Consider the following 26,136-nt stretch of genomic DNA (forward strand, 5'->3'; position numbering starts at 1 on the left):
CCACCTGATCCAGGCCCCTCGGCACGCCGCCGTGGGGCCTTCTTCGTGTCGGCGGAACTGCCGGCGGAACGCGAGCGTCTGCCGAACCTCTTGACAGGCCGGAAACGCAGCCTTAATTTCCCGAACAACGTTCATCCATGATGAACGAACCGCCAGCCGGATGCTCGATCCGCCCGGCTTCCCCCTGAGCGGCCGCCAGGTTGCCCCGACCCTGATGAACCTGGCGGCCACCTCCCTTCACAGCCCGCTCCCCGCGGAGGAGGTGAGACGCCCGAGCCGCCGTCCGGCTCTGGGCGCCTTCCATGGAAGAAAACACCTACCCACAGAAGCTTGTGGCCGAGATGCTGGGCACCGCGATGCTGGTGTTCATCGGCGTCGGTTCGGTCCCCGCAACGCTCATCGTCAACGGCAAGGCGCCGTTCACCTTCGCCGACCTGGGCATGATCTCGCTGGCGTTCGCCACGGTCGTCATCGCGATGATCTACGCGATCGGCCACATCTCCGGCTGTCAGATCAACCCGGCCATCACCCTCGCGCTCGCCGCGACGAAGAAGATGCCGTGGCGGGACGTCCCCGGCTACATAGCCGCCCAGGTCGTCGGCGCGGTCCTGGGAGCCCTCGCGATCATCGGGGTGCTCGGCCACCAGGCCGTGACCGTCGGTCTGGGCATCGCCAACTACGGCCCCCAAGTCGGCGCCGGCCAAGCCTTCTTCGCCGAGGCCGTCGGCACCGCCATCCTCGCCTTCGTCGTCTTCGGCGCCATCGACCGCCGCTCGGCAGGCGGCTTCGCCGGACTCGCCATCGGCCTGGCGGTGTTCGCCGTCATCATGGTGGTCGGACCCGCCACCAGCTCCGCGATCAACCCCGCCCGCGTCGTCGGCCCCATGCTGGTGGGCCAGGTGTTCAACGGCACGGTCCACTGGAACCAGCTGCCGGTCTACCTGATCGGCGACATCGTGGGTGCGGTTGCCGCCGGTTTCCTGTACGTCGCCCTGAACGCCAGTCGCGGCATCGCCGCCACCACGGATGTGACGGCCGAGCCGGTCGCCGCCGCTGAAGGAGCCCTGTCATGAAGAAGCTGATCAACGCCCCTGAAGCGGTGCTGGCCGAGGCGCTGTCCGGGATCGCCGCCGCCCACCCCGGACTGAAGGTCGACGCGGAGAACAAGGTGATCGCCCGCGCCTTGGGCACGAAGCCGGGCAAGGTCGCCCTCGTCTCCGGCGGCGGTTCCGGGCACGAGCCCCTGCACGGCGGCTTCGTGGGCAAGGGCATGCTGGACGCCGCCTGCCCAGGCGAGGTGTTCACCTCGCCCGTGCCCGGCCAGATGCTGGCCGCGGCCCAAGCCGTCGACGGCGGCGTGGGCGTGCTGTTCATCGTGAAGAACTACACCGGTGATGTCCTCAACTTCCAGATGGCCGCCGAACTGGCTGCCGAGGAGGGCATCACCGTGGAGACGGTCCTGGTCGACGACGACGTCGCCGTCCAGGACTCCACCTGGACCGCAGGGCGCCGGGGCACCGGAGCCACCGTCTTCGTCGAGAAGATCGCCGGAGCACTCGCGGAGCAGGGCGGCAGCCTCACCGAGGTCGCCGACATGGGCAAGCGGGTCAACGCCGCTTCCCGGTCCTTCGCGGTGGCGCTGACCGCCTGCACCACCCCCGCCTCCGGCAAGCCCGGATTCGACCTGCCCGAGGACGAGATGGAGGTCGGCGTCGGCATCCACGGCGAACCCGGACGGCGCCGCGAGAAGCTGCGCCCGGCCAAGGAGATCGTGGCCACCGCTCTGGACGCGATCCTCGCCGACCAGCCGCTCGTCGCCGGCGACGAGACCATCGTCATGGTCAACGGCCTGGGCGGCACCCCGCTCATCGAGCTGTACGTGGTCTTCAACGAGGTTGCCGCCGCACTCGCGGACAAGGGCGTGGTCGTCGCCCGCAGCCTCGTCGGCAACTACGTGACCAGCCTGGACATGGAGGGCGTTTCCCTCACCGTGTGCAAGGCCGATGCCGACATGCTGTCCCTGTGGGACGCGCCTGTGAACACCCCGGCGCTGCGCTGGGGCATCTGAACCGAGCCGGGGGCGGGGCCACGCGCGACGCGAGGGCCGGGCCGGGGCCTTCCCGCTGCCAAGCCCGCCCGGATCGCACCCCTCGCGTCTTCCCCCCGCCCCCGGCTCACCCAACGCTCGACCAGCCCCGTACCGACCATGAACGGAGACTCCGTGGACACCGACCTCGCCCGCACGTGGGTGCAGGCCATCGCAGCCGCCGTGGACCAGCACAAGGACCACCTCACCCAGCTCGACTCGGCCATCGGCGACGCCGACCACGGCACCAACATGCACCGCGGCTTCTCCGCCGCCGTCACGGCCCTGGCCGACTACGAGCCGGACACCGCCGGAGCCGTACTGGTCAAGACCGGCACCACCCTCATCTCCACCGTCGGCGGCGCCTCCGGGCCGCTCTACGGCGGTGCCTTCCGTGCCATCGGCAAGGCCCTGGACACCCCCACCGCCGACCCGCAGCAGGTCGCCACCGCGCTGGCCGCCGGCCTCGCGAGCATCCAGAAGCTCGGTGCGGCCGCACCCGGCGACAAGACCATGATCGACGCCTATGCCCCCGCACTGGCCGCCTTCGAGCAACAGGCCGCGGCTGGAGCCGACTTGGCCGCCGCGGCCGCGGCCGCCGCCGACGCAGCCGAGGAGGGCATGCGCGCCACCACCCCGATGCAGGCCCGCAAGGGCCGCGCCTCCTACCTCGGCGCCCGCAGCATCGGCCACCAGGACCCGGGCGCCACCTCCACCGCCCTGGTCTTCCGCGCCCTCGCCGAGACGCTGGCGTCCCGCGCCGAGCCGCTGGGGGCCCGATGACCGACCGCTGCACCTATACCGGACACGCCGCAGCGCCCGGCATAGCCCTCGGCGTCGTCCACCGCACCGACCGGCCACTCACCAGAACGGCGTTGCCCCAGCGCGCCGGCGGCGACCCCACGCAGCAGATCTCCGACGCCTTCGACGCCGTAGCCGCCCGCCTGCTCGACCTGTCCGTCTCGCTGCGCGAACAGGGCAAGGACGAACAGGCCGACATCATGGAGGTCAACAGCTACATCGCCCAGGACCAGGACCTGCGCGACCAGGCCGTCAAGCGCGCGAACGACGGCGAGCCGGTATCCGTTGCGGTCCGCCAGTCCATCGACGCCTACGCCGGAACCATCGCCGCCCTGGACGACCCCACCCTTGCCGAGCGCGCCGCGGACGTCCGGCAGGTCGGCCGCCGGGTCCTCGCCCACCTCCACGGCGAGACGGGCCCCGCCCCTGACCAGCCGCTCGTCCTGGTCGCCCACGAGATCGGCGCCGCCGACCTGCTGGAACCCGGCCTGACGGTGACAGCCGCCATCTCGGTGACGGGCGGCCCGAATTCGCACGCCGCGATCGTCGCCCGCTCGCTGGGCATCCCCTTCCTGCTGGGCGTCGACCCCCAGCTCCTCGAACTGCCGGACGGGCAGGAGATCCTGCTCGACGCAGATCGCGGCAACGCGGTCGCCCACCCCGACGACGAGGAGCGCACCAGGGCCCTGCACGCCATGGAGACCGCCCGCGCGCGCAGGCTCGCCCTCGCCGAAGAGCGGCACCTGCCCGCCGAGACACTCGACCAGCACCGCATCGTGCTACGGGCCAACGTGGCCACCCCGGCCGAGGCCCGCACGGCCGTGACCACGGGCGCGGAAGGTGTCGGCCTGCTCCGCACCGAACTGCCCTTCCTCAACCATCCCGCCTGGCCGACCCGCGAACAGCACGCGGCCACGCTCGTCCCCGTCCTGCGCGCTCTCGCCGGTCAGGTCGTCACGGCTCGCACGCTCGACTTCGCCGACGACAAACTGCCGCCGTTCCTCGCCCGTCTCCAGGGTGCGCGGATCGGTCGCGGCCTGCCCCTCATGCTCGCCCAACCGGACGCCTTCGCCGACCAGTTCCGCAGCCTGCTCGGCGCCGGAGCCGACACCGACCTGCGCATCATGATCCCCATGGTCGCGAGCGTCGACGAACTGCGTGCCTGCCGCCGCCTTCTTGAGGAAGCGGCCACTGAAGCCGGCGTACCGCCGCCGCCCCTGGGCATCATGGTGGAACTCCCCGAAGCGGTCGCTGCCGCCGACGACCTTGCCCGTGAAGCCTCCTTCTTCTCCATCGGCAGCAACGACCTCACCTGCCAGATCCTGGGCCTGGACCGGCGCGACCCCACAGCCACCCCCGCCATGGCGGCACACCCCGCCGTACTCGACGCCATCGCCCGCGTCGTCACCGCCGCCCACCGCCACGACCGTCAGGTCTCCGTCTGCGGCGACGCAGCTGCACACCCCCTCGTGACACCCCTGCTCATCGGCCTCGGCTGCGACAGCCTCTCGGTCGGCCCCGCCGCCCTCGACGAGGTCCGCGCCCGCATCCGCCGACTCCGCCACGACACCTGCGCCTCCCTCGCCACCGTGGCCCTGACCCGCGAAACGCCCGAAGAGGTATGGCGACTCGTGGAGCAGTGCTGCCGGCCGTCGCTGCCCTGAGAAGAAGGCGTCTGAACCGTGAAGAAGCTCATCAACTCGCCCGATGAGGTACTTGCCGATGCGCTCGTCGGTGTGGCCGCCGCACACCCGTCGCTGACGGTCAACGCGTCCGACCGCTACATCGCCCGTGCGGGCGGGCCGACCCCTGGGAAGGTCGGCCTGGTGTCAGGCGGCGGATCCGGGCACGAACCGCTGCACGGCGGGTTCGTCGGACACGGGATGCTCGATGCGGCCTGCCCCGGTGAGGTGTTCACCTCGCCCGTGCCGGACCAGATCCTCGCCGCCACGCGGGCCGTGGACGGCGGCGCGGGAGTGCTGCACATCGTGAAGAACTACACCGGCGACGTGCTGAACTTCCAGATGGCCGCCGACCTGGCCGCCGACTACGGGGTGCGGGTGGAGGGCGTCGTGGTCAACGACGACGTCGCTGTGGAGAACAGCACGTGGACGGCGGGCCGACGGGGCACCGGGGCGACCGTGTTCGTGGAGAAGATCGTCGGTGCGGCCGCCGAACTCGGCGCCGACCTGGGCACGCTCGCGGCTTTGGGCCGGGAGGTCAACGACCGGTCCCGGTCCTTCGGGGTGGCGCTCACGTCGTGCACGGTGCCCGCGTCGGGCAAACCCGGTTTCGAACTGGGCGAGGACGAGGTCGAGCTGGGCGTCGGCATCCACGGCGAGCCCGGTCGGGCCCGCGGCAGGCTCACCTCCGCCAGGGAGATCGTCGGTGTCGCCTTGGATGCCATCCACGCCGACATGCCGCTCTCGGGCGGGGTGCTGGTGATGGTCAACGGCCTGGGCGGCACCCCGCTGATCGAGCTGTACGTGGTGTACGCGGCGGTCGCCGAGTGGCTCGCCGGCCACGGCGTGTGGATCACCCGCAACCTGGTCGGCAACTACGTCACGAGCTTGGAGATGGCCGGCTGCACGATCACCGTGTGCCGGCTCACGCCACAGCTCACCCACCTGTGGGACGCCCCGGTCGTGACCCCCGCACTGCGCTGGGGACGCTGAGCAGGCCGAGGCCATCGACGCCAGACCGTACGAGGTCGTGCGGGGTCGCACGAGAGGGTGCGAGGTCGTACGTGATCGTCCGAGGTCGTACGAGACCTACAAGATCGTACGAGGGAGAGGCACGACGATGGACGCGAGCATGTTCCGGGCCTGGATCCACGAGGCCGCCCGATCGGTGACCGAGAACGCCGATCATCTGACCCGTCTCGACTCCGCTGTCGGCGACGCCGACCACGGCATCAACATGCGCCGTGGCCTGCAGGCGGCGGTGGCGATGCTGGACGAGACCAACCCGTCCACTCCCGGTGGGGTGCTCGCCACCGTCGGCCGGGCACTGATCAGCAAGACCGGCGGGGCCTCGGGACCGCTGTACGGCACCGGGTTCCGGCAAGCCGCGCGGACCCTGGGCCAGGAACCGGACGTCTCCGCGGCACAACTCGGGGCCGCGTTGGCAGCCGCCGTCGCCGGCATCCAGCGGATCGGCGCGGCCCTGGAGGGAGACAAGACCATGATCGACGCCCTCAGCCCGGCCGTGACCGCCTACCAGGCCGTCATCGACACCGGCGGCGACCTGGCCGGCGCCACCCGCGCGGCGTACGACGCGGCCGCGCGGGGCCTGAAACAAACCGCCGACATGCAGGCCCGGAAGGGCCGCGCCAGCTACCTCGGCGCCCGCACCATCGGCCACGAGGACCCCGGCGCGGCGTCGACCGTCCTCATTCTGTCCGCCCTCGCGACCGTGTGCTCGGCGGGCGAGCGGCGTACGAAAGGCCATCAGTAACCCCTGCACGGCCTCATTCATCGATGACACGACAAGCGCACTCGCGTGATGAGCCGGAGCGCCCCGCGACGCGGGACGCGCCCCCGAATCGCGCACGTTCAAGGGCGGGGAGAAGGTGCGAGGGCAAGTGCAAGGACAACGGGGCGGGATCCAGAGGCGGTTCGCCCCGGGTAACTGGAGCGTGCGCACCCAGCTGCTGGCCGTGGTGGTCATCCCGGTCGTCACCGCGCTCGTCCTGGGCGGTCTGCGGGTCGGATCCGCCGTGCGGAACGCACAGGACGTCGACAACGCCCGCCGGCTGGTCCGTGTCGTCGACAAGGGCACGGCGCTGTTGCAGAAGATCGAGGACGAACGCGATCTCACCGCCCTCTACGTCGCCGAAGGCCGTACGGGCGACACGAGCCGAATCGGCACACAGCGCTCGAAGACGGACGCGGCGCTGGCCCAGGTCCGTGCGGAGGCCGCTCATGTCCACGGAACGACGAACTCGGTCCTGGCCACCCAGCTCGCGGTGCTCGACGCCTTCGGTCCGAAGACGGCATCACTGCGCCACTCGGTGACCCGGTCGGCGATGCGCTGGCCGACCGTGGTCGACGCATACACAGGCTTGATCACCGAGCTCACCGACGCACTTCGCCTTCTCGCGCCGGACATCGCCGGCCAGACCCTTGTCATGAGGGCCGGCACACTCGAGACCTTCGCCCAGGCCACCGAGAAAGCGTCTCAGCGACGCGCACTGCTCGGCGGCGTACTGGCCGAGGGACACTTCGACGCGAACGAGGCCCAGAGCCTGACCCTCGCCGGCCGGCAGCAACAGGCACTGACCGAACAGTTCCTGGCCAGTGCACCGGCCGCCCAGCGTCAGTTCTACGAGCACACCGTCACCGGAAGGGACGTCGACAAGGCCGACACCCTCCAGAAGCAGGCACTCGCCCTTCAGGACACCAGCCGCCCCACCCTCGACGCCGACGCATGGTTCGACACCATGACGAGAAAGCTGGACCTGCTGCGACGGATCGAGCAGCGCCTCATCGGATCGGCCGAGGACGAGAGCTCGCACGAGCAGCGCCAGGCTGAACGCTCACTGCTCACAGCCTCGCTCGTCGAGCTGTTGATGCTCCTGCTCGTGCTCGGTGTGACGCACGTCCTCGTGCAGTCGATCGTCGCCCCGCTGCACACCCTGCGTGCCTCCACCCTCGATATCGCACAGCACCGCCTGCCCGAAGTGGTCCGGTTGCTGCGGGAGTCCACCGGCGCGCACCTGAAGCCCATCGAGGTCGAGCCCACGGCCGTCGACTCGACGGACGAGATAGGGGCGGTCGCCCGCGCGTTCGACGATGTCCACCGCGACTCCGTACGGCTGGCGTTCGAGCAGGCGCAGCTGCGCGGCCGTATCAACACGATGTTCGTCAACCTCTCGCAGCGCAGCCAGAGCCTGGTGGAACGGCAGCTGGAGCTGATCGACCGCCTGGAGAACGGCGAACAGGACCCCGACCTGCTCGCCGGCCTCTTCAAGCTCGATCACCTGGCCACCCGCATGCGCCGCAACGGGGAGAACCTCCTCGTCCTCGCGGGCGAGAAGGCGGGCCGCCGCTGGAGCGCCCCGGTCCGGCTCGTGGATGTCCTCCGGGCCGCCATCAGCGAGATCGAGCAGTACCAGCGGGTGCAGCTGCACGGACTGGTCACCGCGGACGTCGACGGCCGGGCAGTGAACGACATCGTGCATCTCATCGCGGAGCTGCTGGAGAACGCCACCACGTTCTCCTCGCCGGACACCGAAGTGGTCGTCACGTGCCGGCTCCTGTCCGGCGGCGGCGCGCAGGTCGGGATCCAGGACAACGGCATCGGCATGACCGCTGAGGACCTCGCTGAAGCCAACGACAGGCTCCTGAACCCCCCAGTCGTCGACGTCGCGGTGGCGCGGCGCATGGGCATGTTCGTCATCGGCCGGCTCTCCGGCCGCCACGACATCCGCGTCCAGCTCCGCGGGTCCGCGCCCCATGGCGTCACAGCGGTCGTCATGCTGCCCCAGAAACTGGTCAGGGAGCACGAAGATCACATGGATCCTCCCGGACTGTCAGCCAGATACGACACGGAAGGACGCCTCACCGGCTGGCGCAACTACGACACCACCGAGCACATCGAGGAGAGTGCGCCGACGAGACGTGCACACCGGACACGCCGCCGGGGTGCCCGCTAGACCGGAGCGTCGACGCGGGGTCGGTGGCCCGTTGGCCTCACGGAACCCCCGTCCGCTCACGCAAACGGCCCCGGACGAGACGTCCGAGGCCGATGAGGACCCGCGCCTGGGGGGAGAAACCCCAGTTCGGAGCGGCAATGCGTGGTGCCCCCGGCAGGATCCGAACCTGGACATCTGCTTTGGGAGTTCGATCTACGCCCGCCCCCGGTGCCGTCGTCGGCTGGTTGGAGGGTCACCCAGGGGCGGCCTTCTGGATGCCGAGTATCGACGCCTCCTCGGCAGTCGCCTGTCTTGGCCCGGCCCATGACATGGCTGGCGGTGACGCCGATCGCGGAACGAGAGTGCCGGCAGTGAGGTCGTAGTGTGCCAGGCGCTGGAGCGGTGCAGGCGGCGGGAGTTCCGCTGCCTTCGGGGGCGGATGGGGAAAGTCTCCGGACCGTGAGCGGTCCGGGGACTTTCCCGTGCGTCGCGTGGTGCTGTCATCACCACCCGTCGTGGTCGCAGACCACCCGGAAGCTGCCCACGACGCCGTGGTGACCGAATTCGCCATCGCCGTCGAAACCGAATTCGCCGCCTTTGTCATGGGGCACCACGCCGAAGGTCTCGCTGCGGGGCCCCACGATGGCGACCGGAGGGCCACCGTCGCAGTCGAAGCCCCGGAAGACTTCGACGGTCCTCCTGCTTTCGTTGCGGACATTGAAACTGTCCGCGCCCAGTCCGCTGGCCACGGTGATGCAGCCCTCAACGAAGCCGGGGTACGAACGTTCGTTGAAGAAGATCCTTCCGTGCTTCCTGTGGCCGTCACCGCGTCCGCCGCCGTCGCGTCCACCCCTGCCGTCACCGCGTCCGTCGCCGCTGTCGCGTCCGCCGCCGTCGCGTCCGCCGTTTCCGCCTCCGTTCCCGTTCTTGGCGCCCGAAGGAGTCGTGGCGGAAACGGAAGGTGCTGCGGATGCGGCGTGTGGCGCAGGCTGGGCGGGTCGGTGGGCCGGTTGGCCGAGATGGTGGGCCGTTTGGGCTGGGTGGTGGAGTGGCTGGGCTGCCCGGTGGACAGGCGGGGAGGCCGGGGTGGATTCGACGGTCGAGGCATAGGTGATTCCGGTGGCTGCAAGGACGGTCGCGCCTATTCCGGCACCGACCACAGTGAAGGCACGCGAGGGCATGGGCACTTCTCTCTTTCTTATGCGCGTCGGCCGGACGACCGATCTGCGATGAACGTACCTACAGCTCGCATAACTGGCATTCCGGGTATGTCCAAGGTGTGAGGCTGTGAGGCCAACCAGGTGTCAGAAGTTCACGGCGGTACATGCCCGCAGCCGTAGGGCATCGGCGAAGGACCGGCAGGGATTCGACCCGCAGTACCCGCATCGGGAGTTGTGGACGTCAGCCGGCCGCTCGATACCTGCGGTCGCCCGTCCTGCTCGTTCAGGTGCGTATCTCGCGCAGTTTCCCGGCCCAGGTGCCTAGGCTTGACTTCGCGATGTGTCCCCTGGCGAAGGTGGAAGACCACGCCGACGCACGTCGCGTGCCACAGATGGCCCAGCCTCGATCAGTATGGCGACCATGCCGGTAAACAGGGGGTGCCTCCGATGCGGACTGTCTGAGCCTTGGCTGGCGACAGTCCGCCACGGCGGCGGGCCGGCCGACCGACCGGGTACGCGTATGCCTCGCTGCACCGCACCGGCTTGATCCACGCTGCTGGTACCCCAACCAGGGCAAGCCGCGATGGCCTGTTCCCTGGGCGGCAACTCGGGGACGTTCGCCTTTCGGTCCTGTCAGCTTGGGAAGCTGCGTTCATCTGGGAGCGGTTTGGGTGCTGAGCTGGGTGAACGGACGATTCGTGGCCTCGTCGGGCTGGGCCGCTTTCACCGTGGTTCCCTGCTGTTCCCCGCTCGATCTGGTGCGGTTGTGGTGCGACGTGCTCAACGACGGAAGTCGGGTGCCGGCTCGATGACGTCAGCCCAGACACGATCGCTCCACGGGTTGCCTTCCACCCCGAGACGTGCCGCGACGACGTCGTCGAGGAAATGCGCCCGAGCTACCGCGACCGCCTCGTCCGGCCACCACAGCGAGTCGCACTCGGTGCACAACAGGAAGGACGTCCCGTCAGCCTTGAAGCGGTACGGGCGGACCCAGTCCTGTTCGCAGCGCGGGCAGACGAGTTGGGCTGGCATGACCAGCACAGTATCCCGGGACGGGGGTGCACGCTTTCCAACTGCGTTGGTGGGCTCTTGAACCGTGTACGGGGGCGTTCACCTGCGTTCATGGGCGGCTGGCCGTCGGCGTGGTGACGGCTCGGGGCCTCGGCTGAACGGTCGTGAACGGGGCTGAATGAGACGGAAACTGAGACGGATGGGCACGCAGGGCTGAGGCGTCCGACCTGCCAATTTGCTGGTCTGACAGCTTCGTCCATACGAGGATGCTGCCATGCGCCGCGCAGACGAAGAGGAAGAGCCGCTCAAGTTGATCCGCCGCTACGTCACGCCCGACCGGCGGTACCTCAAACTTGGCGGCAGCCTTCTCGGGATGGGCGGACGCGACCGAACCAAGTTCCTCCGGAAGCTGGGCCAGGCTGCCGGTGAGATCAGTCCTCGGGAACTGGACACGTTGCTCGACCGAGGGTGGCGCGAGCGCAAGACGGCAGCCTGGCTCGTCGCCGTGGCCGGCAGAACCGAGTTCCGGGATCGTCTCGGCGAACTCCTGCTCGCCAGTGAAGGGCCCTACGCGGGGCAGGCGTACTGTGTCGCTCTGGCCGTCTTCGGCACCCGGGCTGACGCTGACCTCCTGGTCGCTTACCTCGACCGCTACCTGCGGCGCCCTGACCTCTACTACGACCAGACAGCCGCTCTCGGCGCGCTCCTGTTGCTCGACGCCAAGCTCGGTGCTGACTACGCGGCCCGGTTCCTCGCGCCTGACGGACTTTGGCAGCAGTGGATCGACGGGCCGCCCAGCAAGGACCGCGGGGTCCCCGACAGCTACCGAGAATTCATCGGCGAGCTCTGCGCTTTCGCTGGTGAGGCTGCCAAGCACTGCCCCGACAGGCGGACATGAGTCCCTCGCCGAAAATGGTCACCACCATCGTTCAGCGCGTTGTGCCCTCAGCTTGGGAAGCTGAGGTGATTGCTGATCGCTGGGGGCTGACCTGCAACGGAAGCATGCGGCCGCCTGGTGGGCGGGTTCGTTGATTCCCCGGTGTACCGCGTGGTTCCCCGCAGGTTCTGGCACGCGTCTGGCACGACCTCTTCGCGTGACTCGGGCGGTGTCCGGGTCGGACCGGAGATTCCCCCAGCCGACGAGACTGTCCAGCGCCTTGACCACGGCGTCAAGGTCGGCGGGCCGGTGCTCCGCGGAGAGCGCGGCCTGCACGTCCTCAGGCCTCAGATGCACGGCGAACCGGTCCTTGGCGGACAGGAACGTCCGCATCACCTGGCGTAGAGAGCGGCGTTGGGCGCCGTCAGATGCGCGAACGGCGCGTACGGTGCCCCTTCCGGGCCAGGAGACGTGGACGTCATCGCCTCCACATCGTCACCGATGCCTTCCCTGGGCCGACAACTGCCACCAAAGCATCGCGGACGGTGATGATTAGTGCCGTCAGCGAGGGACGGATGCGGAGTCAGGCGTCGAAGACTTCGATCGGGCACTTGGCCGCGCCGCTGCGGTCGATCCGTGCGTCGCAGGTGACCAGCGGTATGCCGAGAGCTTCGGCGAGGGCGACGTACTGGGCGTCGTAGACGGACAGGTTCTGGCGCAGGGCGCGAATCCGGTCGAAGAACGGCAGGGTTTCGTGCCGGGTCAGGGGCAACAGCCGGTAGTCGTCGATGGCCTTGGAAACCTGGTTGGCGGTCAGCTTGCCACCGCGTTCCATGCCCAGCAGTGCGGACTGGATCTCGTAGTCCAGCAGAGTGGGACTGAAAACGGTGCTCGCCTGAGCGATACGTCCACGCAGGAGATGAGCCCCGGCGGTCCGGGAGGTCAGGGCGGGCACGAGAGCCGAGCAGTCGAGGACGATCAACGCCCGGCCCGCGTCTCGTCGATGGCCTCGAGCACATCGCGGGTGCTGACGTCCGCGGATGCTTCGCGGTCCAGGCGCTGCATCATCTCGGCCAGAGTCGGTTTAGCGGTCTCACGGGCCAGGACGTCCTTCACGTACGCCTGCAGACTCTGTCCGGCCTGGGCCGCTCGAACCTTGAGGGTCTGCAGCTGGTCATCGGGCATGTCCCGGATCGTCAGAACAGTCATGCATGCATTCTAGCGCCGATGCATGCACATTGCTGCTCACGGAGAGCCCGCCAGGCACATCCGCTGACCAGCACGTAGATGATCGCCGCGAACAGCGTCTCATCAGGCGTGTTCGGCGTTCCACCGCCCTGCGGTCGCACCCGGTCCTCCGGAATTAACGGCTTGGCGAGCTCCCACAAGCCGTCCGGAACAATCCAACTCCACGTTCCCCGCCCCATGGACAGCCCAACGAGCGATCACCACAGTAGGACACCGTCTTAGAAGTCATCTCATTTGGCGAGTCGGCAGTAGCAGATGAGGGTGCACGCGATGCTGGTGAAGGCCAGGAAGTGTTCGGCTTTGCGTTCGTAGCGGCGATGGAGGCGGCGGAATCCGGCGAGCCAGGACAAGGTGCGTTCGATGGTCCAGCGGTGGTGTCCCAGTCGCTTGGAGGACTCGATGCCTTTGCGGGCGATGCGGTGCCGGATGCCGCGGCTGCGTAACTCTCGGGTGACGGCAGAATGATGCTCTGCGCTGCCCGTGAAACCCTGGCCATCGACCTGCCACGACGGTGGACAGGCGCTCTGGACGGTTCACGGCCATACTTCTACCTGAGTGGAATTTTTCGGCGCCGCGAAAGGGCCACGCCATGAACTGCTTTCTTGACGGGATGCTCGCCATGGAGCGAGGCCCCAAGGGTGTGCTGCTAACCCCTGACGCGCGGTTCTGTGTCGACGAGCGCCTCGGCTTCATCTATCCGGGAATCACGGCGGCTGTGGCCCATGAAGCGGCCTACTGGAGCCTTGTGCCAGCTGAGGAAGATTGTTTTCCGGCGATGATGACGACTGCCTTTACCGTACATATGCTGAGTCCAGCGACCGTGCACGATGGGGATATTATCGGGTCGGGCGAAGTCATACGTCGCGGACGTTCCAAAGTAGTGGCCCAAGGATTCGCTCACCAGGGCGAAAAGCTCATGGTGCATGCCGTCGTGTCGTTCGTCCCGATGCCAGGGACGGTACGGAACTGACGATTCGCGCAATCCCGGCAGCCCTGGCAGTTCCCTCTATCGAGTTGCCGAGTCCCTGGCGGATTGGAATGAGCGGGACGCTGTGGAGGACCCGCCACTATAAGATCTGCCCGATCCGCGAAGTGGCCGAACTCGCGGGGCCAGGTGGTCGAGGAGAGAAGGGGGGCAGCTGTGCCTCAACACTCACCGGAGGACCACTAATGACCGATATCGCGATCCGACTGTTCGAGGTAGGAGACGGTGTGCGGCTAATGGATATTGCCCAGCGCTGTCTGTATGAAGTGATTAATCGCGATTATCCATCACAGATAATCGAGAAGATGTGCTCGCACTTCACGGCCGAGTGGTTCGTCGAAGTATCTCGCAGCTGGGAGGTCTACGTTGCCGAGACCGATTGCCAAGTTGTGGGCACCGTCTCGAGAGATGGCAATAATGTCTACGCATTGTTCGTCGATCCTGATATGGTCGGCCGAGGCATTGGTCGGCGACTCATGCTGCACATCGAACGCCTGGCTGCTCGAGATGGCTACGAGTACATAGAGCGCTATGCCAACATCCCCTCACACTCGTTCTACCTCAAGCTCGGATTCACCGATATCGGCGAGAGCGAGACTAGGTTCGGATTTGCCTACGTCATGCGCAAGCCGCTGTCCTGAGACTTACCTGCTACCCACTGCACAGGAAGCCGCTCAAGGCCCCGGACCATTAGGTTCATCCGGTAGACAGGGTCGAGGTCCTCGACCAGATGTTTGGGTTCTCGATGGGCCAATGCGATGAAAGCCGCCCGCGCCAGCAGCCGCGACACTGCCGCCCCCAGGCAGAAATGAGGCCCCATTCCGAACGCAAGGTGTCCGCCCGCTCGCCGACGATCGGGGTTGATCTGATCCGGATCAGCGTACACAGCCGGATCCCGGTTGGCGGCACCGAGCACCGCCACCACAGTGGAGCCCCTCGCAATGTCGGTTCCCTCGATCGTAACGTCGGTCGACGCCTTGCGGACGGGGCACTGCACCGACGGCTGCAGCCGCAGAAGCTCTTCCACCACTGACGGTGCGATGCGCGGGTCGGCGGCGAGTCGTTCGAACGACCTCGACTGACGAATCAGCTCGTGCAGACCGCAGCTCAGTAGATCCACGATGGGCGCGATCCCGGCAGTCAGGAGGAGCACAGCCGACGAAATCACCTCATCGGGCCCGGCAGCGTCGCTGATCCGGGCATCCGCGTCGCAGTGTCGTCCGTCGTCGACGACGAGGTCCGTGAGCACGTCATCCCGCGGATCGGCACGTCGCTGCCCGGCCAGTTGATGGAAATATCGCACGAATCGAATCCGCGAACGGACGATGGAGGAGTCGGTCTTCTCAAGCGCGACCTCTGGGTCCAACCCCTGAACTACCTGTTTGGCATGGGTATGGAACCACGCATGGTCCTCGGGAGGTACCCCCAGGAGTTCGCCGATCACGTACGTGGCCAGCGGCTCGGCGAAGTCTGCGACGAAGTCGATGGCGCCAGCGGCAAGACTCTGTTGGTACAGCGCTTCCACTCGGTTCTTAACCAGAGTCTCAAGCGTACTGACGGCATGTGGAGCAAACCGTGCACTGATCCTGCTGCGCATACGAGCGTCTTTCGGAGGATCCAGCTGGAGGAAGGAGCGAGTCTGTGCTCCTTTCAACTTCGTCTTGTGTTGCTCTGGCGTGCCGATTCCGAACTCGGGCGAGCGCAGTACCTGTGCACAGGCGCTGTGGCTTAGCGCAAGGGCTTTTCCGTCAGCGACCCAATGCACCGGACCAAGACGCAGCAACTGGCTGTAGTAGCGGTTGGGGTTTGCGCGGAATTCCGCACTGCGGATATCGAAGGGCAGGGAGTCATACGGGTCCACAGTGTCAACAGGAATTGTCACCATGAGATTCCTCAAGCGTATTGAGCGACGGGTCGCAGCAGAGCTACATTGAATGATGCTCTTCCGGAGCGCCGCAGGCCCTAACGCTAGGCGGGCTGATGATTCCTCACCATTATCCTTGTGTCGCACCGTGCACTGCACCGAAACCGACCCCACCCAAGGGCCCGTCGACCTACGCGTATACCTCGCGGCCAATACTCGGTCCGAAGATCCTGCGCAGTAAGGCTTCACCACAGGGTCGCCCGCCCGTAACGGCTGGGCGACTCATTGTCTGATCTGTTATTATTCCTCCCCCTCGATATAGCTTTCAGGGATCGACGTGTTGTCCCTTCTCGTACTGCATTGCCTTCTCCACTTCTCGATGGAGGCCGGCAAGAGCCGGCCTGGTCTGTGAGGCGAGCTCACCTCGCCTCACGCCCGCTCTCAAGCGCGGGACGCGCTGTCAGAAAAGCCTGCCCCGCGACCACCGGCGACCGCTGTGAGCCGAATGGGGGAACGCCGGACGGCGCGGCCTGGTCGAGCGTGGAACGGTCTGGCACGCATGATCGAGCACACGAAAATGCCCCCGTCAGGACCATCCGGTGGGGGCTCTCGATGGGAACCGGCATAACGGCCGACTACGCGCGTCCTTACAGCACGCTTCCCCCGAGTGATCTGCCGGATGAGGCACGGCAGTTGATCGGGCCGGTCCCGCTCTGGGGTTCCCCGGAAGATCGCCGGTTGCGGGTGAGGCGGCTGGGCCGGTGCGGTGAACCCCTTGCGCCTGTCGGTCGTTCGTACGATTTCCCCGCCCTCTGCACGCGGTACCCATGCCTGGTGTCCAACACAGTGCGTCGGCCCATGCCCGGCGCCGGCAGGGAGTCCCCCTCATGACCTTCTTGGCTCCGGCCCTGAGGGGATGTGCCGTGTTCAGGCCAGGGTGGTCAGGCTCTGGGCGAGGGAGCGGGCTTCGGGTGCGAGGCAGTCGAGGATGTCCCGCGCGTAGGCGGTGCCGGATCGGGCGGCGAGGTCCTGGACGGCTGGCCAGTTCTCGGCGATCAGCTGGAGGGCTTGCTGTGCTCGGTGGATGGCGTCCTGCCGGTCGGCGCGGAACTGTTCGGCATCCTGGTGGGCCTGGTGCCAGGTGAGGTGTCCTGGCTCGGCGGGCTGGGTGAGGGGCGGTGCGGTGCCGCCGTCGGCGAGGCGGAGGGTGTCGGTTTCGCTCACGTGCTTTCGGAGTCGTTCTTCTTCCTGCCGTTCGTCGAGTGCCGCCGTGGCGTCGTCGAGGGTGATCAGGTCCTGCAATGGGATGCGGGAGCGTGCGCCCTTCGTTTCGTCTGCGCTGGCGGCTGCGGAGCACGCGAGACTCGCACTCGTGAGGGGTTGCCCCCAGCACCCTTTCCACATGTTCGGGTGGATCGGGGTGTCCTGACCCGCGGTGGAGCGGGGGGCTGGACAGGCGGTGGACGGCGCCGGACGAGGCCCGGATGATGCTGACCTGCCGGGCGACGTTCGGCAGATCAACTCCTCGTCCGCTCACGCATGCGGCCCCGGACGAGGGCGTCCGAGGCCGACCAAAGCGCCTCCCTGGAGGGGAAACCCCAGGTCAGCGGCGTAATGCGTCGTGCCCCCGGCAGGATTCGAACCTGCGACACCCGCTTTAGGAGTGGGATCGAAACCTTGCCGGGGCGTGCGTGGTGCTGCCGCGTGCTGCTGTCTCGCCTGGTCAGCGTCACGCGGCTGTGTGCTTCATCCGGCTCGTGGTGGCCTGTGCCGGACAGTCCGCTCACGCATCGCGCACGCACGTCGGCATCAGTCGGCAATGTCGGAGCGGGCCTCCCCGTCGGGAAGGCGCGCTCCGGCGAGGGCACGGCTGCGGGCTGTCACGCCCGGTATCGCAGGTTCCCCGTCTGTGCGGTGGCCGTCGTGGATCCGGGCCCATCGGATCGGCTCGGCACAAGGGCAGTGGAGCAAGCCACACCCCCGGAGCCGAGCATGTCGGAAAGAGGCATTCATCTGCAGGCCGGTGCGTTGTCTTCGAAGCCGGCCCCGCGGACCGGGACGAGGAGAGTGAACGTGGCCGGAGCCCTTCTGGTGAGGGAGAGTCGGCCGCCGATGGAGTGGGCCAGTTCGGAAGCGAGGGCGAGGCCGATGCCCGTCCCGTGGCCGTCGCCGGTGTGTCCGCGGTCGAACAGCTGCGCCGGCTCGCCCTCCGCGGTTCCCTCGTCGCTCACGTCGAAGGCGAGGGCGTCGTTTAGGTCCCGCACCACCAGTCGCACGATTCCGCGTCCGTGCACCCGTGCATTGTCCAGCAGGACGCCGAGCACTTCCGAAACGGGGCCACTGGGGACCAGGACATCCGCGGGTGCGTCATGTGTGCCGCACTCCAGGCGTCTGCCGTCGGCGGCGAACAGGCCATGCCAGTGCTCCTGCGTCTCCTGAAGGAGGTGTGCCACCGCGATGTCCCCGGCGGCCGGGCGGGGCCGGTCCGGGGAGCGGGACAGGCGCAGCACTTCCTCCACGGTGTGGTGGAGGCGATGGGCGGTTGCCAGTGCCTCGGTCAGCACGGGGCGTAGACGGGTGTCGTCGTCCTGGGCGAGACCCGATTCCAGGGCGAGTTGCAGGCCGGTGAGTGGGGTGCGCAGCTGGTGGGAGGCGTTGGTGGCGAAGTCGCGTTCGCGGCGTAGAAGTTCGGACAGGGTGTGCAGCATGGTGTTGTGCGTGCGGGCCACCTGATCGATCTCGGCGATGTTGCTGGGGGCCGCCCTCGCGTTCAGGTCTCCTTCGGCGACGGCCCGGCAGTGGCGGGAGAGGTCCTCCAGCGGGGCGGCCAGCGCCCGAGCCTGCCGACGGGCGACCAGCACCGCGATGGTCAGGGCGACTACGGTCACGCCGAGTAGCACGGCCCACGCGGCCAGGACCCGGTCGCGTACGGCGTCAGCGGGGGAGGACGCGCGGACCACGCCGATCACATGCTCGGCGTGGGAGACCGGTACGGCGGCGACCAGGTCGCCGCCCGACCGCCCCCGGATCACCTCTCCGCCAAAGGCGCGGTGGACCGGCGCGTCCGCCGTCCGGGGGCCGCTGCCCGCACGTTTGGCCTGCTGCGGGTCGTACAGGCCCAGATGCCCCCCTGCCGGCGCCCTGGGCAGTTCCACCGGATCACCGGTCGCATAGTCCGGGCTCACCCGTACGGCAGCGGCGAGGGCCGCGCGTTCCAGGGTGTCCCGCTGCCCGGCGTACAGGGAGGACCTGATGGCCAGGGCCAGGGGGACGGCGAGCAGGACCACGGCGACCAACGCGGCGGTGAGGGCGACTCGCACCACGCGCTGTCTCATGCCCTCATCATGCGGCGGCCCGGCCGGGCGCGCGGGGCGAGGCGCACGCTTTTGCCGTCGTCTAACCCTCGGCGAGCAGGGCGTTAACCGGCCTCTTTCTAGCGTGGGTGCCATGACGGTCCGGTCCGGGGGATTCCTTGGAGGGCAGTGGTGATGGCAGCACACGCACGGACGTCCGCGGCAGTCGGACTGGTGCTCGTCGCGGCGGTGACCGCGGGCTGTTCCGGTTCCGGCTCGCACTCCGGTTCCGGTTCGACGACATCATCACCGCCGGCTTCCTCTGCGCGCGTCGGAAACGGGCAGAACAACCCGGCACCCGCTCCCACCGAATCCAATCCGCCCGGCGACATCCCCGACAACCAGGTGTACGTCGCCTACCGGCCGACAGGCGGGTCCTTCACCGGTTTCACGGTGAAGGTGCCTGAGGGCTGGGCCCGTACCGAGCAGGGAGGCAGCACGGTGTTCACCGACAAGTTGAACACCGTGAGGATCACGGCCGTCTCGGCGTCCACCGCGCCCACGGTCGACTCGGTGACCAAGACGGTTGTCCCCAAGCTGCGCTCCCAGGTGCCGAAGTTCGCCGCGCCGAAGGTGTCGGAGGTGTCCCGGCACGCCGGCCGTGTCGTCAGGCTGACCTATCAGGGCGACTCGGCGAAGGACCCGGTCACGGGCAAGGTGGTGCGCGACGGGTTCGAGCGGTATGCCTTCTACAAGTCGGGCCATGAGGTGGATCTGACCCTGTCCGGCCCGGTCAACGCCGACAACGTCGACCCGTGGCGGATCATCAGCGACTCCTTCGCCTGGCGGTGAACACCATGGCGTCCGAGCCGGTGCTGGCTGCCCGTGAGCTGTACCGCTTCTACCGGGCTGGCGAGGAGGAGACGCTCGCGCTGCGTGGGGTGTCGCTGCGGGTCGGGCGGGGCGAGACGGTGGCGGTCGTGGGACCGTCGGGATCCGGCAAGTCGACCCTGCTGGCGTGCCTGGCCGGGCTGGACGAGCCCTCGGGCGGCGAGGTCCGAGTGGACGGCGTACGGATCAGCCACCGGCCCGAGACCGAGCGGGCCCGGCTGCGCGCCCGGCACATCGGCGTGCTGCTGCAGACACGCAATCTCCTGCCCCATTTGAGCGTGCGGGACAACGTCCGCCTGCCGCAGCGCGCCGCCGGCCGTAAGCACGTCACCTCGGCCAGGGAGCTGCTGACCCAGGTGGGCCTCGGCGATCGGGCGCATGCGCTGCCCCGGCAGTTGTCCGGTGGCGAGCTGGCCCGGGCGGGGCTGGCCGTGGCGCTGGCAAACGCGCCCGCTGTCCTGCTGGCCGACGAGCCGACCGGCGAACTCGACGGAGAGACCGAGCGAGTGGTCCTCGCCATGCTGCGAGAGCGGGCCGCACAGGGGTGCGCGGTGCTGATCGTGACGCACAGCGCGGAAGTCGTCCGGAGCGCGGACCGGGTGATCGCACTGGAGGATGGCAGGGCCACCGACGCCTCGGCTCGGACTGCCCGTCCCGCGTCGCATGAGGTGCCCGATGTCACCGGATGAAGTGCTCGTGACCTGCGCTGACGCGGCGCTCACCTTCGGCCGGGGCACACAGGCGGTCGTGGCCGTACACGGCGCCAACCTCGAGATCGGGTCCGGCGACCGGCTCGCCGTCGTCGGCCCCTCCGGGTCGGGCAAGAGTTCGCTGTTGCACCTGTTGGCCGGGCTCGAACAGGCCACCAGCGGCACCGTGCGGCGGGCCGCCTTTCTGGGGCCGTACGACATCGGCCTAGTCTTCCAGGGCGACAGCCTGATCCCGGCCTTGAACGTGGTCGAGAACACCGCTCTCCCGCTGGTCCTCGCCGACCGCCCGGAAAGCGAGGCCCAGCAGGCCGCCCTCGCGGCGCTCACGCTGGTCGACGCTGCCGACCTGGCGGACCGGCTGCCCGAGGAGATCTCCGGTGGTCAGGCCCAGCGGGTGGCCGTCGCCCGGGTGCTGGCCCAGTCCCCACGCCTGATCCTCGCCGACGAACCCACCGGCCGCCTCGACCACACCACCGGCGGCCGTGTCCTCGACGCCCTCCTCACTGCCGCCGACCACACCGGCGCGGCCCTCGTCGTCACCACCCACGATCCCGCCGTCGCCGCCCGCTTCACCACCCGGCGCGCCATGCGCGACGGCCGGCTGCTCGCACCCGAGGAGGTGCCATGATCGGCTCGTGGACGGTCGGCCTGGCCCGCCACCGCACCGGACGTCTGCTGGCTGCGCTGGCCGGGATCGCCCTCGCGGTCGCCCTGGTCGCCGCGCTGGGCTCGTTCCTCACGGCGTCGAAGGCGACCATGACCCAGCGTGCCGTGCGCTCGGTCGCCGTCGACTGGCAGGTCCAGGTACAGCCAGGCGTCGACCCCGGCGCGGTAATGTCCCTGGTCCGCAAGGCGCCGGGGACCCGCGCCGCCCTGCCCGTCGGCTTCGCCCACACCACCGGCTTCACCGCGCGCGTCCAGGGCAGTACCCAGACCACGGGCCCCGGCATGGCCCTCGGCCTGCCCGACGGCTACCGCGCCCTCTTCCCCGACGCGATCCGCACGCTGTCCGGCTCCCCGAGCGGCGTCCTGCTGGCCCAGCAGACCGCTTCCAACCTGCACGCCGCTCCTGGCGACACCATCGCCGTCCAGTTTCCCGGCATCGGGCTGAGGCCGGTGAAGGTAGACGGCGTGATCGACCTGCCCCAGGCCGACTCCCTCTTCCAAACCGTCGGCGCACCCAGCCAGTCCCAGCCCACCGCACCCCCGGACAACGTCGTCCTGCTGCCCGCCGCCAGGTTCGCCGCACTGACCCGGGGTGCCTCTGCGGTCACCACCCAGATCCATGTCGCCCGCGACGACGCCCGCCTGCCCTCCGACCCAGCCGCCGCCTTCACCGCGGTCACCCGCGCCGCCCACAACCTGGAGGCCCGCTCCGCGGGCGCCGCGCTGGTCGGCAACAACGTCGGCGCCGCCCTCGACTCCGCCCGGCAGGACGCCCTGTACGCCCAGATTCTTTTCCTCTTCCTCGGCGTCCCCGGCGCGGTCCTGGCTGCCGCCCTGACCGCCGCGGTCGCCTCCGCCGGCGGCGAGCGGCGCCGCCAGGAGCAGGGCCTGCTACGGCTGCGCGGCCTGCGCCCCCGCCAGATCACCGCCCTCGCCGGGTTGGAAGCGGCGCTGATCGGTCTCGCCGGCGGCCTGGCCGGACTGGGCGTCGCCGCCCTGACCGGCCGCCTCGCCTTCGGTGCCGCCTCCTTCGGAGCGGGCGCGGGCACCTGGGCCGCCTGGTACAGCACTGCATTCGTCCTCGGCGCCGCCGTCGCCGCGGTAGCCGTCCTCGTCCCGGCCCTGCGTGACCTGCACACGGTGACCGTCGCGGAAACCCGCAAGGAGTCCGGCGCCCGCAGCACCCGGAACCCGTGGTGGATGCGGTACGGCCTGGACTTCGCCCTCCTGATCGGCTCCTGGCTGGTCTTCCGCGCCTCCTCCGGCAACCAGTACGCGCTGGTCCTGGCCCCGGAAGGCGTGCCCAGCATCTCCGTGTCGTACTGGGCCTTCCTCGGACCTGCCCTGCTGTGGATCGGCGCCGCGCTGCTGCTGTGGCGGCTCACCCTCCTCGCCCTCACCCACGGCCGTCCCGCCATGGCCCGGCTGGCCCGCCCGCTGACCACGACCCTCGCCGGCACCACCGCCGCCACCCTCTCCCGGCGCCGCCGCCCTCTGGCCCGCTCGGTCGTGCTGCTCGCCCTCGCTGTGTCCTTCGCACTCTCCACCGCCGTCTTCAACGCCACATACCGCCAGCAGGCCGAGGTCGACGCCCGCCTGACCAACGGCGCCGACGTCACCGTCACCGAACCACCCGGTGCCCGTGTCCCACCCGGCGCCGGATCCGCCCTGAAGATCTCCGGCGTACGGCACGTCGAACCCCTCCAGCACCGCTTCGCCTACGTCGGCTCCGATCTCCAGGACCTCTACGGCGTCCGCCCCGACACCATCGCCAGCGCCACCTCCCTCCAGGACGCCTACTTCGCCGGCGGCACGGCTCGGCAACTCATGCGGCGCCTCGCCGAACGGCCCGACAACCTGCTGGTCAGCGTCGAGACCGTCAACGACTTCCAGCTCTCCCCCGGCGACACCGTCAACCTGCGCATCCAGGACGCCCGCACCAAGGCCCTGCGCACGGTCCTCTTCCACTACGCGGGCATCGCCAAGGAGTTCCCCACGGCGCCGAAGGACAGCTTCTTCGTCGCCAACGCCTCCTACATCGCCAAGGCGACCGGCAGCGACGCGGTCGGCGTCTTCCTCCTCGACACCGGCGGCACCCACCAGAAGCAGATCGCCACGCGCCTGCGCTCGCAGCTCGGCACCAGCGCCACCGTCAGCGACCTCACCCAGACCCGCGGCACCGTCGGCACCAGCCTCACCTCGGTCGACCTGGCCGGACTCACCCGCATCGAGCTTGCCTTCGCGGTCCTGCTGGCCGCCGGAGCCGGGGGACTGGTCCTCGCCCTCGGGCTCGCCGAACGCCGCCGGACCTTCGCCATCGCCACCGTCCTCGGCGCACGCACACGCCAGCTGCGCGGCATGGTCCTCACCGAGGCCCTCCTGCTGGCCGCAGGCGGCCTGGCCGGGGGTGCCGTCATCGGTTGGGCGCTGTCGGAGATGCTGGTCAAGGTACTCACCGGCGTGTTCGACCCGCCGCCCGCCGCCCTGGCGGTGCCCGGCGTCTACCTGACCCTGACCGGAATGGCCGCCTTGATCGCCGTACTGGCCGCAGCCCTGAACGGCGTCCGCAGTGCCCGGCGCCCCGCGGTGGAGGAACTCCGCGACCTGTGAGGGAGCGACCTGTCTACTCTGTTGCCATGGGCACGCCTGCCGCACAGGACCGCAGCCGCCTGCACATCCTGGTCGTCGAAGACGACGACACCATCGGACGCCACCTGGAAACCGGCCTCCGCGTCAACGGCTACGCCCCCGCCTGGAGCCGCACCGGCGCCTCGGCCCTGACGGAGACGGACCGCACCGCCTACGACGCCGTTCTCCTGGACCTCGGCCTGCCCGACCTCGACGGACTGGACCTCGCCCGCACCCTGCGCGCCCGCTTCCCCGACCTGCTGATCGTGATCCTCACCGCCCGTACCGACGACATCGACGTCATCGCCGGCCTGGACGCAGGCGCCGACGACTACCTGGTCAAACCTTTCAGCCTCACCGTTCTGCTGGCCCGCCTCCGCGCCCACCTGCGCCGACAGACCAGCACATCGCAGCCGCAGCCCCCACTACGGCTCGGCGACCTGGTCATCGACACCACGGCACGCCGCTGCACTCTGCACGACACGGAGATCTCCTTGCGGCCGAAGGAATTCGACCTCCTCGCCCTGCTCGCCCAGAACCCCGGCACCGCCGTCTCGCGAGAAACGCTGATGGCACAGGTGTGGGACGAGAACTGGTTCGGCCCCACCAAGACCCTGGACGTCACCATGGCCGGCCTACGCCGACGCCTCACCCAGGCCGCGGAGGAGTCCGGCCGCCCTTGCCGGTTGCCCCATATCACCACGCTCCGAGGGCATGGCTACCGCCTCGAGCGCTGCGGCTGGAGCGATGAGGCCGGGACGAAGAGTTGACCGGCCCTCGCCTGTTCGCGCAGGAGGGTCTGCACTCATTCGGCCGACGCCATCCGGTCAGCGACCGCCCCACGGGAGTCTGCGGACATGCCCAAGCTGCCGCAGGCGGCCCCGGCCGCATTACGGTGGCCGCGGCTCGCCGGCGTGTGCCGAGGAAGCGCGGTTCTCCGCGCCGCTTCGGCACACTGAGCCTGCCCGGCCGGGTGGGCCGGCCGGGGCGCTGTGCGGTCTGTCAGCCCATGTCCGTCAGGAGGGCGTTCAGTTCCTTCTCCTGCTGCGCGGGCGGCATCGGCGGGTTCGAGTGATCGATACCGAAGGTCCCCAGCACCTTGTCCATCTGGGCGTCGATGGAGGTCCAGCCGGTACCGTCCAGCGGCTGCAGCGATGCCTGGTCGGCATCCCACAGGTCACGCAGCGACTGGGCTGCCGCATGGGCTCCGGCCGCGTCCCCCGAGCGAGCGTCCTTGAGCGAGGTCGATGCGAGCTTCTTCAGTGCGTCGACCTTCGCGGGCGGGAACTTCTTCACCGCCTGGCCGGGAGCCATCTGGACGGCGGAGGTGTTGTCGGTCTCGGGCGCCGGGCCGACGTGCGGCTGGCCGTGGGCCCAGACCAGCAGGACCGCGGTGGCGACGGCCAGCACTCCGAAGCCGGCCAGCGCGGTGCGCTCCCTGCGCGGGTTGCTGGTGGCCGGCGCGGCGTGGGTCGCCTCGTGGGTCTCGGTCACGTCCGAGCGCGTCACCGTCAGGTAGACCACGGTCGCCAGGATCAGGCCGAGGAAGATCAGGCTGGTGGTGAAGGTGCCCAGGTCGAGACCGGTCGGGTCGCCCGGGTTCTGGGCGACCTTGGGGGAGGCGAGCCAGTCGCCGATGTTCGCGCCCAGCGGGCGGGTCAGGATGTAGGCGAGCCAGAAGGACAGCACCGGGTTCGCGCCGAACTTCCACAGCAGCGTGATCGCCGCGATGAGGCCGAGCGGCAGCAACACGGAGACCCCCGGGCTCCAGCCGGTCAGCTCCAGAGTCCAGTCGCCGGTCGCGGTGCCGAGCGCGAAGGTGACGAGAACGGCGAGCCAGTAGAACGACTCACGCGGCAGCGTCGTGACCGAGTGGATCGACAGCGTGCGCTCACGCGCCCACCACACTCCGAAGACCACCGCGAGCAGCACCGAGAAGACCGCGGAACTGATCCACAGCGGCACGTTCAGCTGGTCGGTCAGGATGTCGGTGTACAGGGTGCCCGTGACGCTGACAACGACCACGGTCAGCCAGTAGGGGAACGGAACGTACCGCTTCAGCCGCAGCTGGACGGCCAGGACCACGACGAACACCGCGGTGAAGATCCAGGCCGTGTTCACCAGGCCGACGCCCAGCTTCATGTTGATCCAGTCGGCGAAGCTCTCACCGACGGTCGTGCACAGGACCTTGATCACCCAGAACCAGATGGTGACCTCGGGAACCTTGTTGAGCATGAGACGCCCGCTGCGCGTGCGTGCTTCCGTTGTCGTTGTCATGCGG

At 69.0% G+C, this 26,136-nt stretch carries 24 protein-coding genes and 2 pseudogenes; 15 read left to right on the forward strand and 11 right to left on the reverse strand.

The features are described 5' to 3' along the window. Positions 1-302: 302 nt before the first annotated feature. From M878_RS73205 to M878_RS73235, 7 genes are all read left to right on the forward strand, one after another. Positions 303-1,073, forward strand: coding sequence for an MIP/aquaporin family protein (locus tag M878_RS73205; protein WP_031225580.1), 771 nt, complete (start codon positions 303-305; stop codon positions 1,071-1,073). After that, positions 1,070-2,068: a dihydroxyacetone kinase subunit DhaK gene (gene dhaK / locus M878_RS73210; protein WP_023549604.1), complete on the forward strand. Its 999-nt coding sequence runs from the start codon at positions 1,070-1,072 to the stop codon at positions 2,066-2,068. Before M878_RS73205 ends, dhaK (M878_RS73210) begins: the two co-directional genes overlap by 4 nt. 138 nt (positions 2,069-2,206) lie before the next feature. After that, positions 2,207-2,869, forward strand: coding sequence for a dihydroxyacetone kinase subunit DhaL (dhaL, locus tag M878_RS73215; RefSeq protein ID WP_209445555.1), 663 nt, complete (start codon positions 2,207-2,209; stop codon positions 2,867-2,869). Beyond that, complete coding sequence (locus M878_RS73220) at positions 2,866-4,551, forward strand: phosphoenolpyruvate--protein phosphotransferase (RefSeq protein WP_023549606.1); 1,686 nt, start codon at positions 2,866-2,868, stop codon at positions 4,549-4,551. The genes dhaL (M878_RS73215) and M878_RS73220 overlap by 4 nt, the downstream gene beginning before the upstream one ends. A gap of 18 nt (positions 4,552-4,569) precedes the next feature. After that, a complete protein-coding gene (gene dhaK / locus M878_RS73225) occupies positions 4,570-5,562 on the forward strand; it encodes a dihydroxyacetone kinase subunit DhaK (RefSeq protein WP_023549607.1) in 993 nt (330 codons plus the stop codon). 127 nt (positions 5,563-5,689) lie between these two features. After that, entirely contained in the window at positions 5,690-6,343 is a 654-nt protein-coding gene (gene dhaL, locus M878_RS73230; protein WP_023549608.1) for a dihydroxyacetone kinase subunit DhaL, read from the forward strand. Between the two features lie 181 nt (positions 6,344-6,524). Next, the gene (locus tag M878_RS73235) at positions 6,525-8,543 is read left to right on the forward strand and encodes a sensor histidine kinase (protein WP_023549609.1); all 2,019 of its coding nucleotides are present in this window, start codon (positions 6,525-6,527) and stop codon (positions 8,541-8,543) included. 482 nt (positions 8,544-9,025) lie between these two features. On the opposite strand, the gene M878_RS96610 is transcribed toward M878_RS73235, so the two are convergent. Together M878_RS96610 and M878_RS73240 are read right to left on the reverse strand one after the other, a co-directional pair. Then, positions 9,026-9,703: a hypothetical protein gene (locus tag M878_RS96610; RefSeq protein WP_106962747.1), complete on the reverse strand. Its 678-nt coding sequence runs from the start codon at positions 9,701-9,703 to the stop codon at positions 9,026-9,028. A 759-nt stretch (positions 9,704-10,462) separates the two neighbouring features. Then, entirely contained in the window at positions 10,463-10,714 is a 252-nt protein-coding gene (locus M878_RS73240) for a hypothetical protein (protein WP_158692734.1), read from the reverse strand. 253 nt (positions 10,715-10,967) lie between these two features. Here M878_RS73240 and M878_RS73245 point away from each other — a divergent pair, with 253 nt between their 5' ends. Further along, entirely contained in the window at positions 10,968-11,591 is a 624-nt protein-coding gene (locus tag M878_RS73245; protein WP_023549612.1) for a DUF6000 family protein, read from the forward strand. An 18-nt stretch (positions 11,592-11,609) separates the two neighbouring features. Here M878_RS73245 and M878_RS94660 read toward each other — a convergent pair whose 3' ends face one another. From M878_RS94660 to M878_RS48640, 5 genes and pseudogenes are all read right to left on the reverse strand, one after another. Continuing rightward, entirely contained in the window at positions 11,610-11,963 is a 354-nt protein-coding gene (locus M878_RS94660; RefSeq protein WP_245238408.1) for a DUF2397 family protein, read from the reverse strand. A gap of 190 nt (positions 11,964-12,153) precedes the next feature. Next, positions 12,154-12,552 (reverse strand): type II toxin-antitoxin system VapC family toxin, encoded by a 399-nt coding sequence (locus M878_RS73250; RefSeq protein WP_023549613.1) that lies wholly within the window; start codon positions 12,550-12,552, stop codon positions 12,154-12,156. Beyond that, the gene (locus tag M878_RS73255) at positions 12,549-12,779 is read right to left on the reverse strand and encodes a FitA-like ribbon-helix-helix domain-containing protein (RefSeq protein ID WP_023549614.1); all 231 of its coding nucleotides are present in this window, start codon (positions 12,777-12,779) and stop codon (positions 12,549-12,551) included. Before M878_RS73255 ends, M878_RS73250 begins: the two co-directional genes overlap by 4 nt. A gap of 41 nt (positions 12,780-12,820) precedes the next feature. Next, positions 12,821-12,997 (reverse strand): annotated as a pseudogene (locus M878_RS94665) (transposase); the annotation flags it as partial. Positions 12,998-13,048: 51 nt separating this feature from the next. Then, positions 13,049-13,264: pseudogene (locus M878_RS48640) on the reverse strand (transposase); the annotation flags it as partial. Positions 13,265-13,407: 143 nt separating this feature from the next. Between M878_RS48640 and M878_RS73260 the strand changes: the two are divergent. Both M878_RS73260 and M878_RS73265 read left to right on the forward strand, forming a co-directional pair. Next, on the forward strand, positions 13,408-13,788 hold the full coding sequence (locus tag M878_RS73260) for a hotdog family protein (RefSeq protein WP_023549616.1): 381 nt from the start codon (positions 13,408-13,410) through the stop codon (positions 13,786-13,788). Between the two features lie 200 nt (positions 13,789-13,988). After that, positions 13,989-14,444: a GNAT family N-acetyltransferase gene (locus M878_RS73265; RefSeq protein WP_023549617.1), complete on the forward strand. Its 456-nt coding sequence runs from the start codon at positions 13,989-13,991 to the stop codon at positions 14,442-14,444. On the opposite strand, the gene M878_RS73270 is transcribed toward M878_RS73265, so the two are convergent. From M878_RS73270 to M878_RS73280, 3 genes are all read right to left on the reverse strand, one after another. Continuing rightward, the gene (locus M878_RS73270; RefSeq protein WP_078630357.1) at positions 14,417-15,688 is read right to left on the reverse strand and encodes a cytochrome P450; all 1,272 of its coding nucleotides are present in this window, start codon (positions 15,686-15,688) and stop codon (positions 14,417-14,419) included. The genes M878_RS73265 and M878_RS73270 overlap by 28 nt on opposite strands. Before the next feature lie 906 nt (positions 15,689-16,594). Next, complete coding sequence (locus tag M878_RS73275; protein ID WP_158692735.1) at positions 16,595-16,891, reverse strand: hypothetical protein; 297 nt, start codon at positions 16,889-16,891, stop codon at positions 16,595-16,597. 785 nt (positions 16,892-17,676) lie between these two features. Continuing rightward, entirely contained in the window at positions 17,677-19,002 is a 1,326-nt protein-coding gene (locus M878_RS73280) for a sensor histidine kinase (protein ID WP_051430113.1), read from the reverse strand. A gap of 153 nt (positions 19,003-19,155) precedes the next feature. Between M878_RS73280 and M878_RS73285 the strand changes: the two genes are divergently transcribed. The 5 genes from M878_RS73285 to M878_RS73305 are packed head-to-tail and all read left to right on the forward strand — an operon-like array spanning position 19,156 to position 24,625. Further along, on the forward strand, positions 19,156-19,812 hold the full coding sequence (locus tag M878_RS73285) for a hypothetical protein (RefSeq protein ID WP_031225588.1): 657 nt from the start codon (positions 19,156-19,158) through the stop codon (positions 19,810-19,812). A gap of 5 nt (positions 19,813-19,817) precedes the next feature. Then, positions 19,818-20,540, forward strand: coding sequence for an ABC transporter ATP-binding protein (locus M878_RS73290; protein WP_037730824.1), 723 nt, complete (start codon positions 19,818-19,820; stop codon positions 20,538-20,540). After that, positions 20,527-21,189 carry an ABC transporter ATP-binding protein gene (locus tag M878_RS73295; RefSeq protein ID WP_023549623.1) on the forward strand — a complete coding sequence of 221 codons (663 nt, stop codon included), beginning with the start codon at positions 20,527-20,529 and terminating at the stop codon, positions 21,187-21,189. Before M878_RS73290 ends, M878_RS73295 begins: the two co-directional genes overlap by 14 nt. Next, positions 21,186-23,837 (forward strand): FtsX-like permease family protein, encoded by a 2,652-nt coding sequence (locus M878_RS73300; protein ID WP_023549624.1) that lies wholly within the window; start codon positions 21,186-21,188, stop codon positions 23,835-23,837. The genes M878_RS73295 and M878_RS73300 overlap by 4 nt, the downstream gene beginning before the upstream one ends. Before the next feature lie 26 nt (positions 23,838-23,863). Next, complete coding sequence (locus M878_RS73305) at positions 23,864-24,625, forward strand: response regulator transcription factor (protein ID WP_023549625.1); 762 nt, start codon at positions 23,864-23,866, stop codon at positions 24,623-24,625. A 232-nt stretch (positions 24,626-24,857) separates the two neighbouring features. On the opposite strand, the gene M878_RS73310 is transcribed toward M878_RS73305, so the two are convergent. Continuing rightward, positions 24,858-26,132 carry a COG4705 family protein gene (locus M878_RS73310; RefSeq protein WP_031225591.1) on the reverse strand — a complete coding sequence of 425 codons (1,275 nt, stop codon included), beginning with the start codon at positions 26,130-26,132 and terminating at the stop codon, positions 24,858-24,860. Positions 26,133-26,136 lie beyond the last annotated feature (4 nt).

It is taken from the genome of Streptomyces roseochromogenus subsp. oscitans DS 12.976 (assembly GCF_000497445.1).
GTDB classification, from domain to species: Bacteria; Actinomycetota; Actinomycetes; order Streptomycetales; family Streptomycetaceae; genus Streptomyces; species Streptomyces oscitans.

What these genes read in the sequence shown, in the direction of transcription:
- M878_RS73205 (WP_031225580.1), top strand. Translation starts at nt 303, where the DNA reads ATGGAAGAAAACACCTACCCACAGAAGCTTGTGGCCGAGATGCTGGGC.
- dhaK (WP_023549604.1), top strand. Translation starts at nt 1,070, where the DNA reads ATGAAGAAGCTGATCAACGCCCCTGAAGCGGTGCTGGCCGAGGCGCTG.
- dhaL (WP_209445555.1), top strand. Translation starts at nt 2,207, where the DNA reads ATGAACGGAGACTCCGTGGACACCGACCTCGCCCGCACGTGGGTGCAG.
- M878_RS73220 (WP_023549606.1), top strand. Translation starts at nt 2,866, where the DNA reads ATGACCGACCGCTGCACCTATACCGGACACGCCGCAGCGCCCGGCATA.
- dhaL (WP_023549608.1), top strand. Translation starts at nt 5,690, where the DNA reads ATGGACGCGAGCATGTTCCGGGCCTGGATCCACGAGGCCGCCCGATCG.
- M878_RS96610 (WP_106962747.1), bottom strand. Translation starts at nt 9,703, where the DNA reads ATGCCCTCGCGTGCCTTCACTGTGGTCGGTGCCGGAATAGGCGCGACC.
- M878_RS73240 (WP_158692734.1), bottom strand. Translation starts at nt 10,714, where the DNA reads ATGCCAGCCCAACTCGTCTGCCCGCGCTGCGAACAGGACTGGGTCCGC.
- M878_RS73245 (WP_023549612.1), top strand. Translation starts at nt 10,968, where the DNA reads ATGCGCCGCGCAGACGAAGAGGAAGAGCCGCTCAAGTTGATCCGCCGC.
- M878_RS94660 (WP_245238408.1), bottom strand. Translation starts at nt 11,963, where the DNA reads ATGCGGACGTTCCTGTCCGCCAAGGACCGGTTCGCCGTGCATCTGAGG.
- M878_RS73255 (WP_023549614.1), bottom strand. Translation starts at nt 12,779, where the DNA reads ATGACTGTTCTGACGATCCGGGACATGCCCGATGACCAGCTGCAGACC.
- M878_RS73260 (WP_023549616.1), top strand. Translation starts at nt 13,408, where the DNA reads ATGAACTGCTTTCTTGACGGGATGCTCGCCATGGAGCGAGGCCCCAAG.
- M878_RS73265 (WP_023549617.1), top strand. Translation starts at nt 13,989, where the DNA reads ATGACCGATATCGCGATCCGACTGTTCGAGGTAGGAGACGGTGTGCGG.
- M878_RS73270 (WP_078630357.1), bottom strand. Translation starts at nt 15,688, where the DNA reads ATGGTGACAATTCCTGTTGACACTGTGGACCCGTATGACTCCCTGCCC.
- M878_RS73280 (WP_051430113.1), bottom strand. Translation starts at nt 19,002, where the DNA reads ATGAGACAGCGCGTGGTGCGAGTCGCCCTCACCGCCGCGTTGGTCGCC.
- M878_RS73285 (WP_031225588.1), top strand. Translation starts at nt 19,156, where the DNA reads ATGGCAGCACACGCACGGACGTCCGCGGCAGTCGGACTGGTGCTCGTC.
- M878_RS73290 (WP_037730824.1), top strand. Translation starts at nt 19,818, where the DNA reads ATGGCGTCCGAGCCGGTGCTGGCTGCCCGTGAGCTGTACCGCTTCTAC.
- M878_RS73295 (WP_023549623.1), top strand. Translation starts at nt 20,527, where the DNA reads ATGTCACCGGATGAAGTGCTCGTGACCTGCGCTGACGCGGCGCTCACC.
- M878_RS73300 (WP_023549624.1), top strand. Translation starts at nt 21,186, where the DNA reads ATGATCGGCTCGTGGACGGTCGGCCTGGCCCGCCACCGCACCGGACGT.
- M878_RS73305 (WP_023549625.1), top strand. Translation starts at nt 23,864, where the DNA reads ATGGGCACGCCTGCCGCACAGGACCGCAGCCGCCTGCACATCCTGGTC.
- M878_RS73310 (WP_031225591.1), bottom strand. Translation starts at nt 26,132, where the DNA reads ATGACAACGACAACGGAAGCACGCACGCGCAGCGGGCGTCTCATGCTC.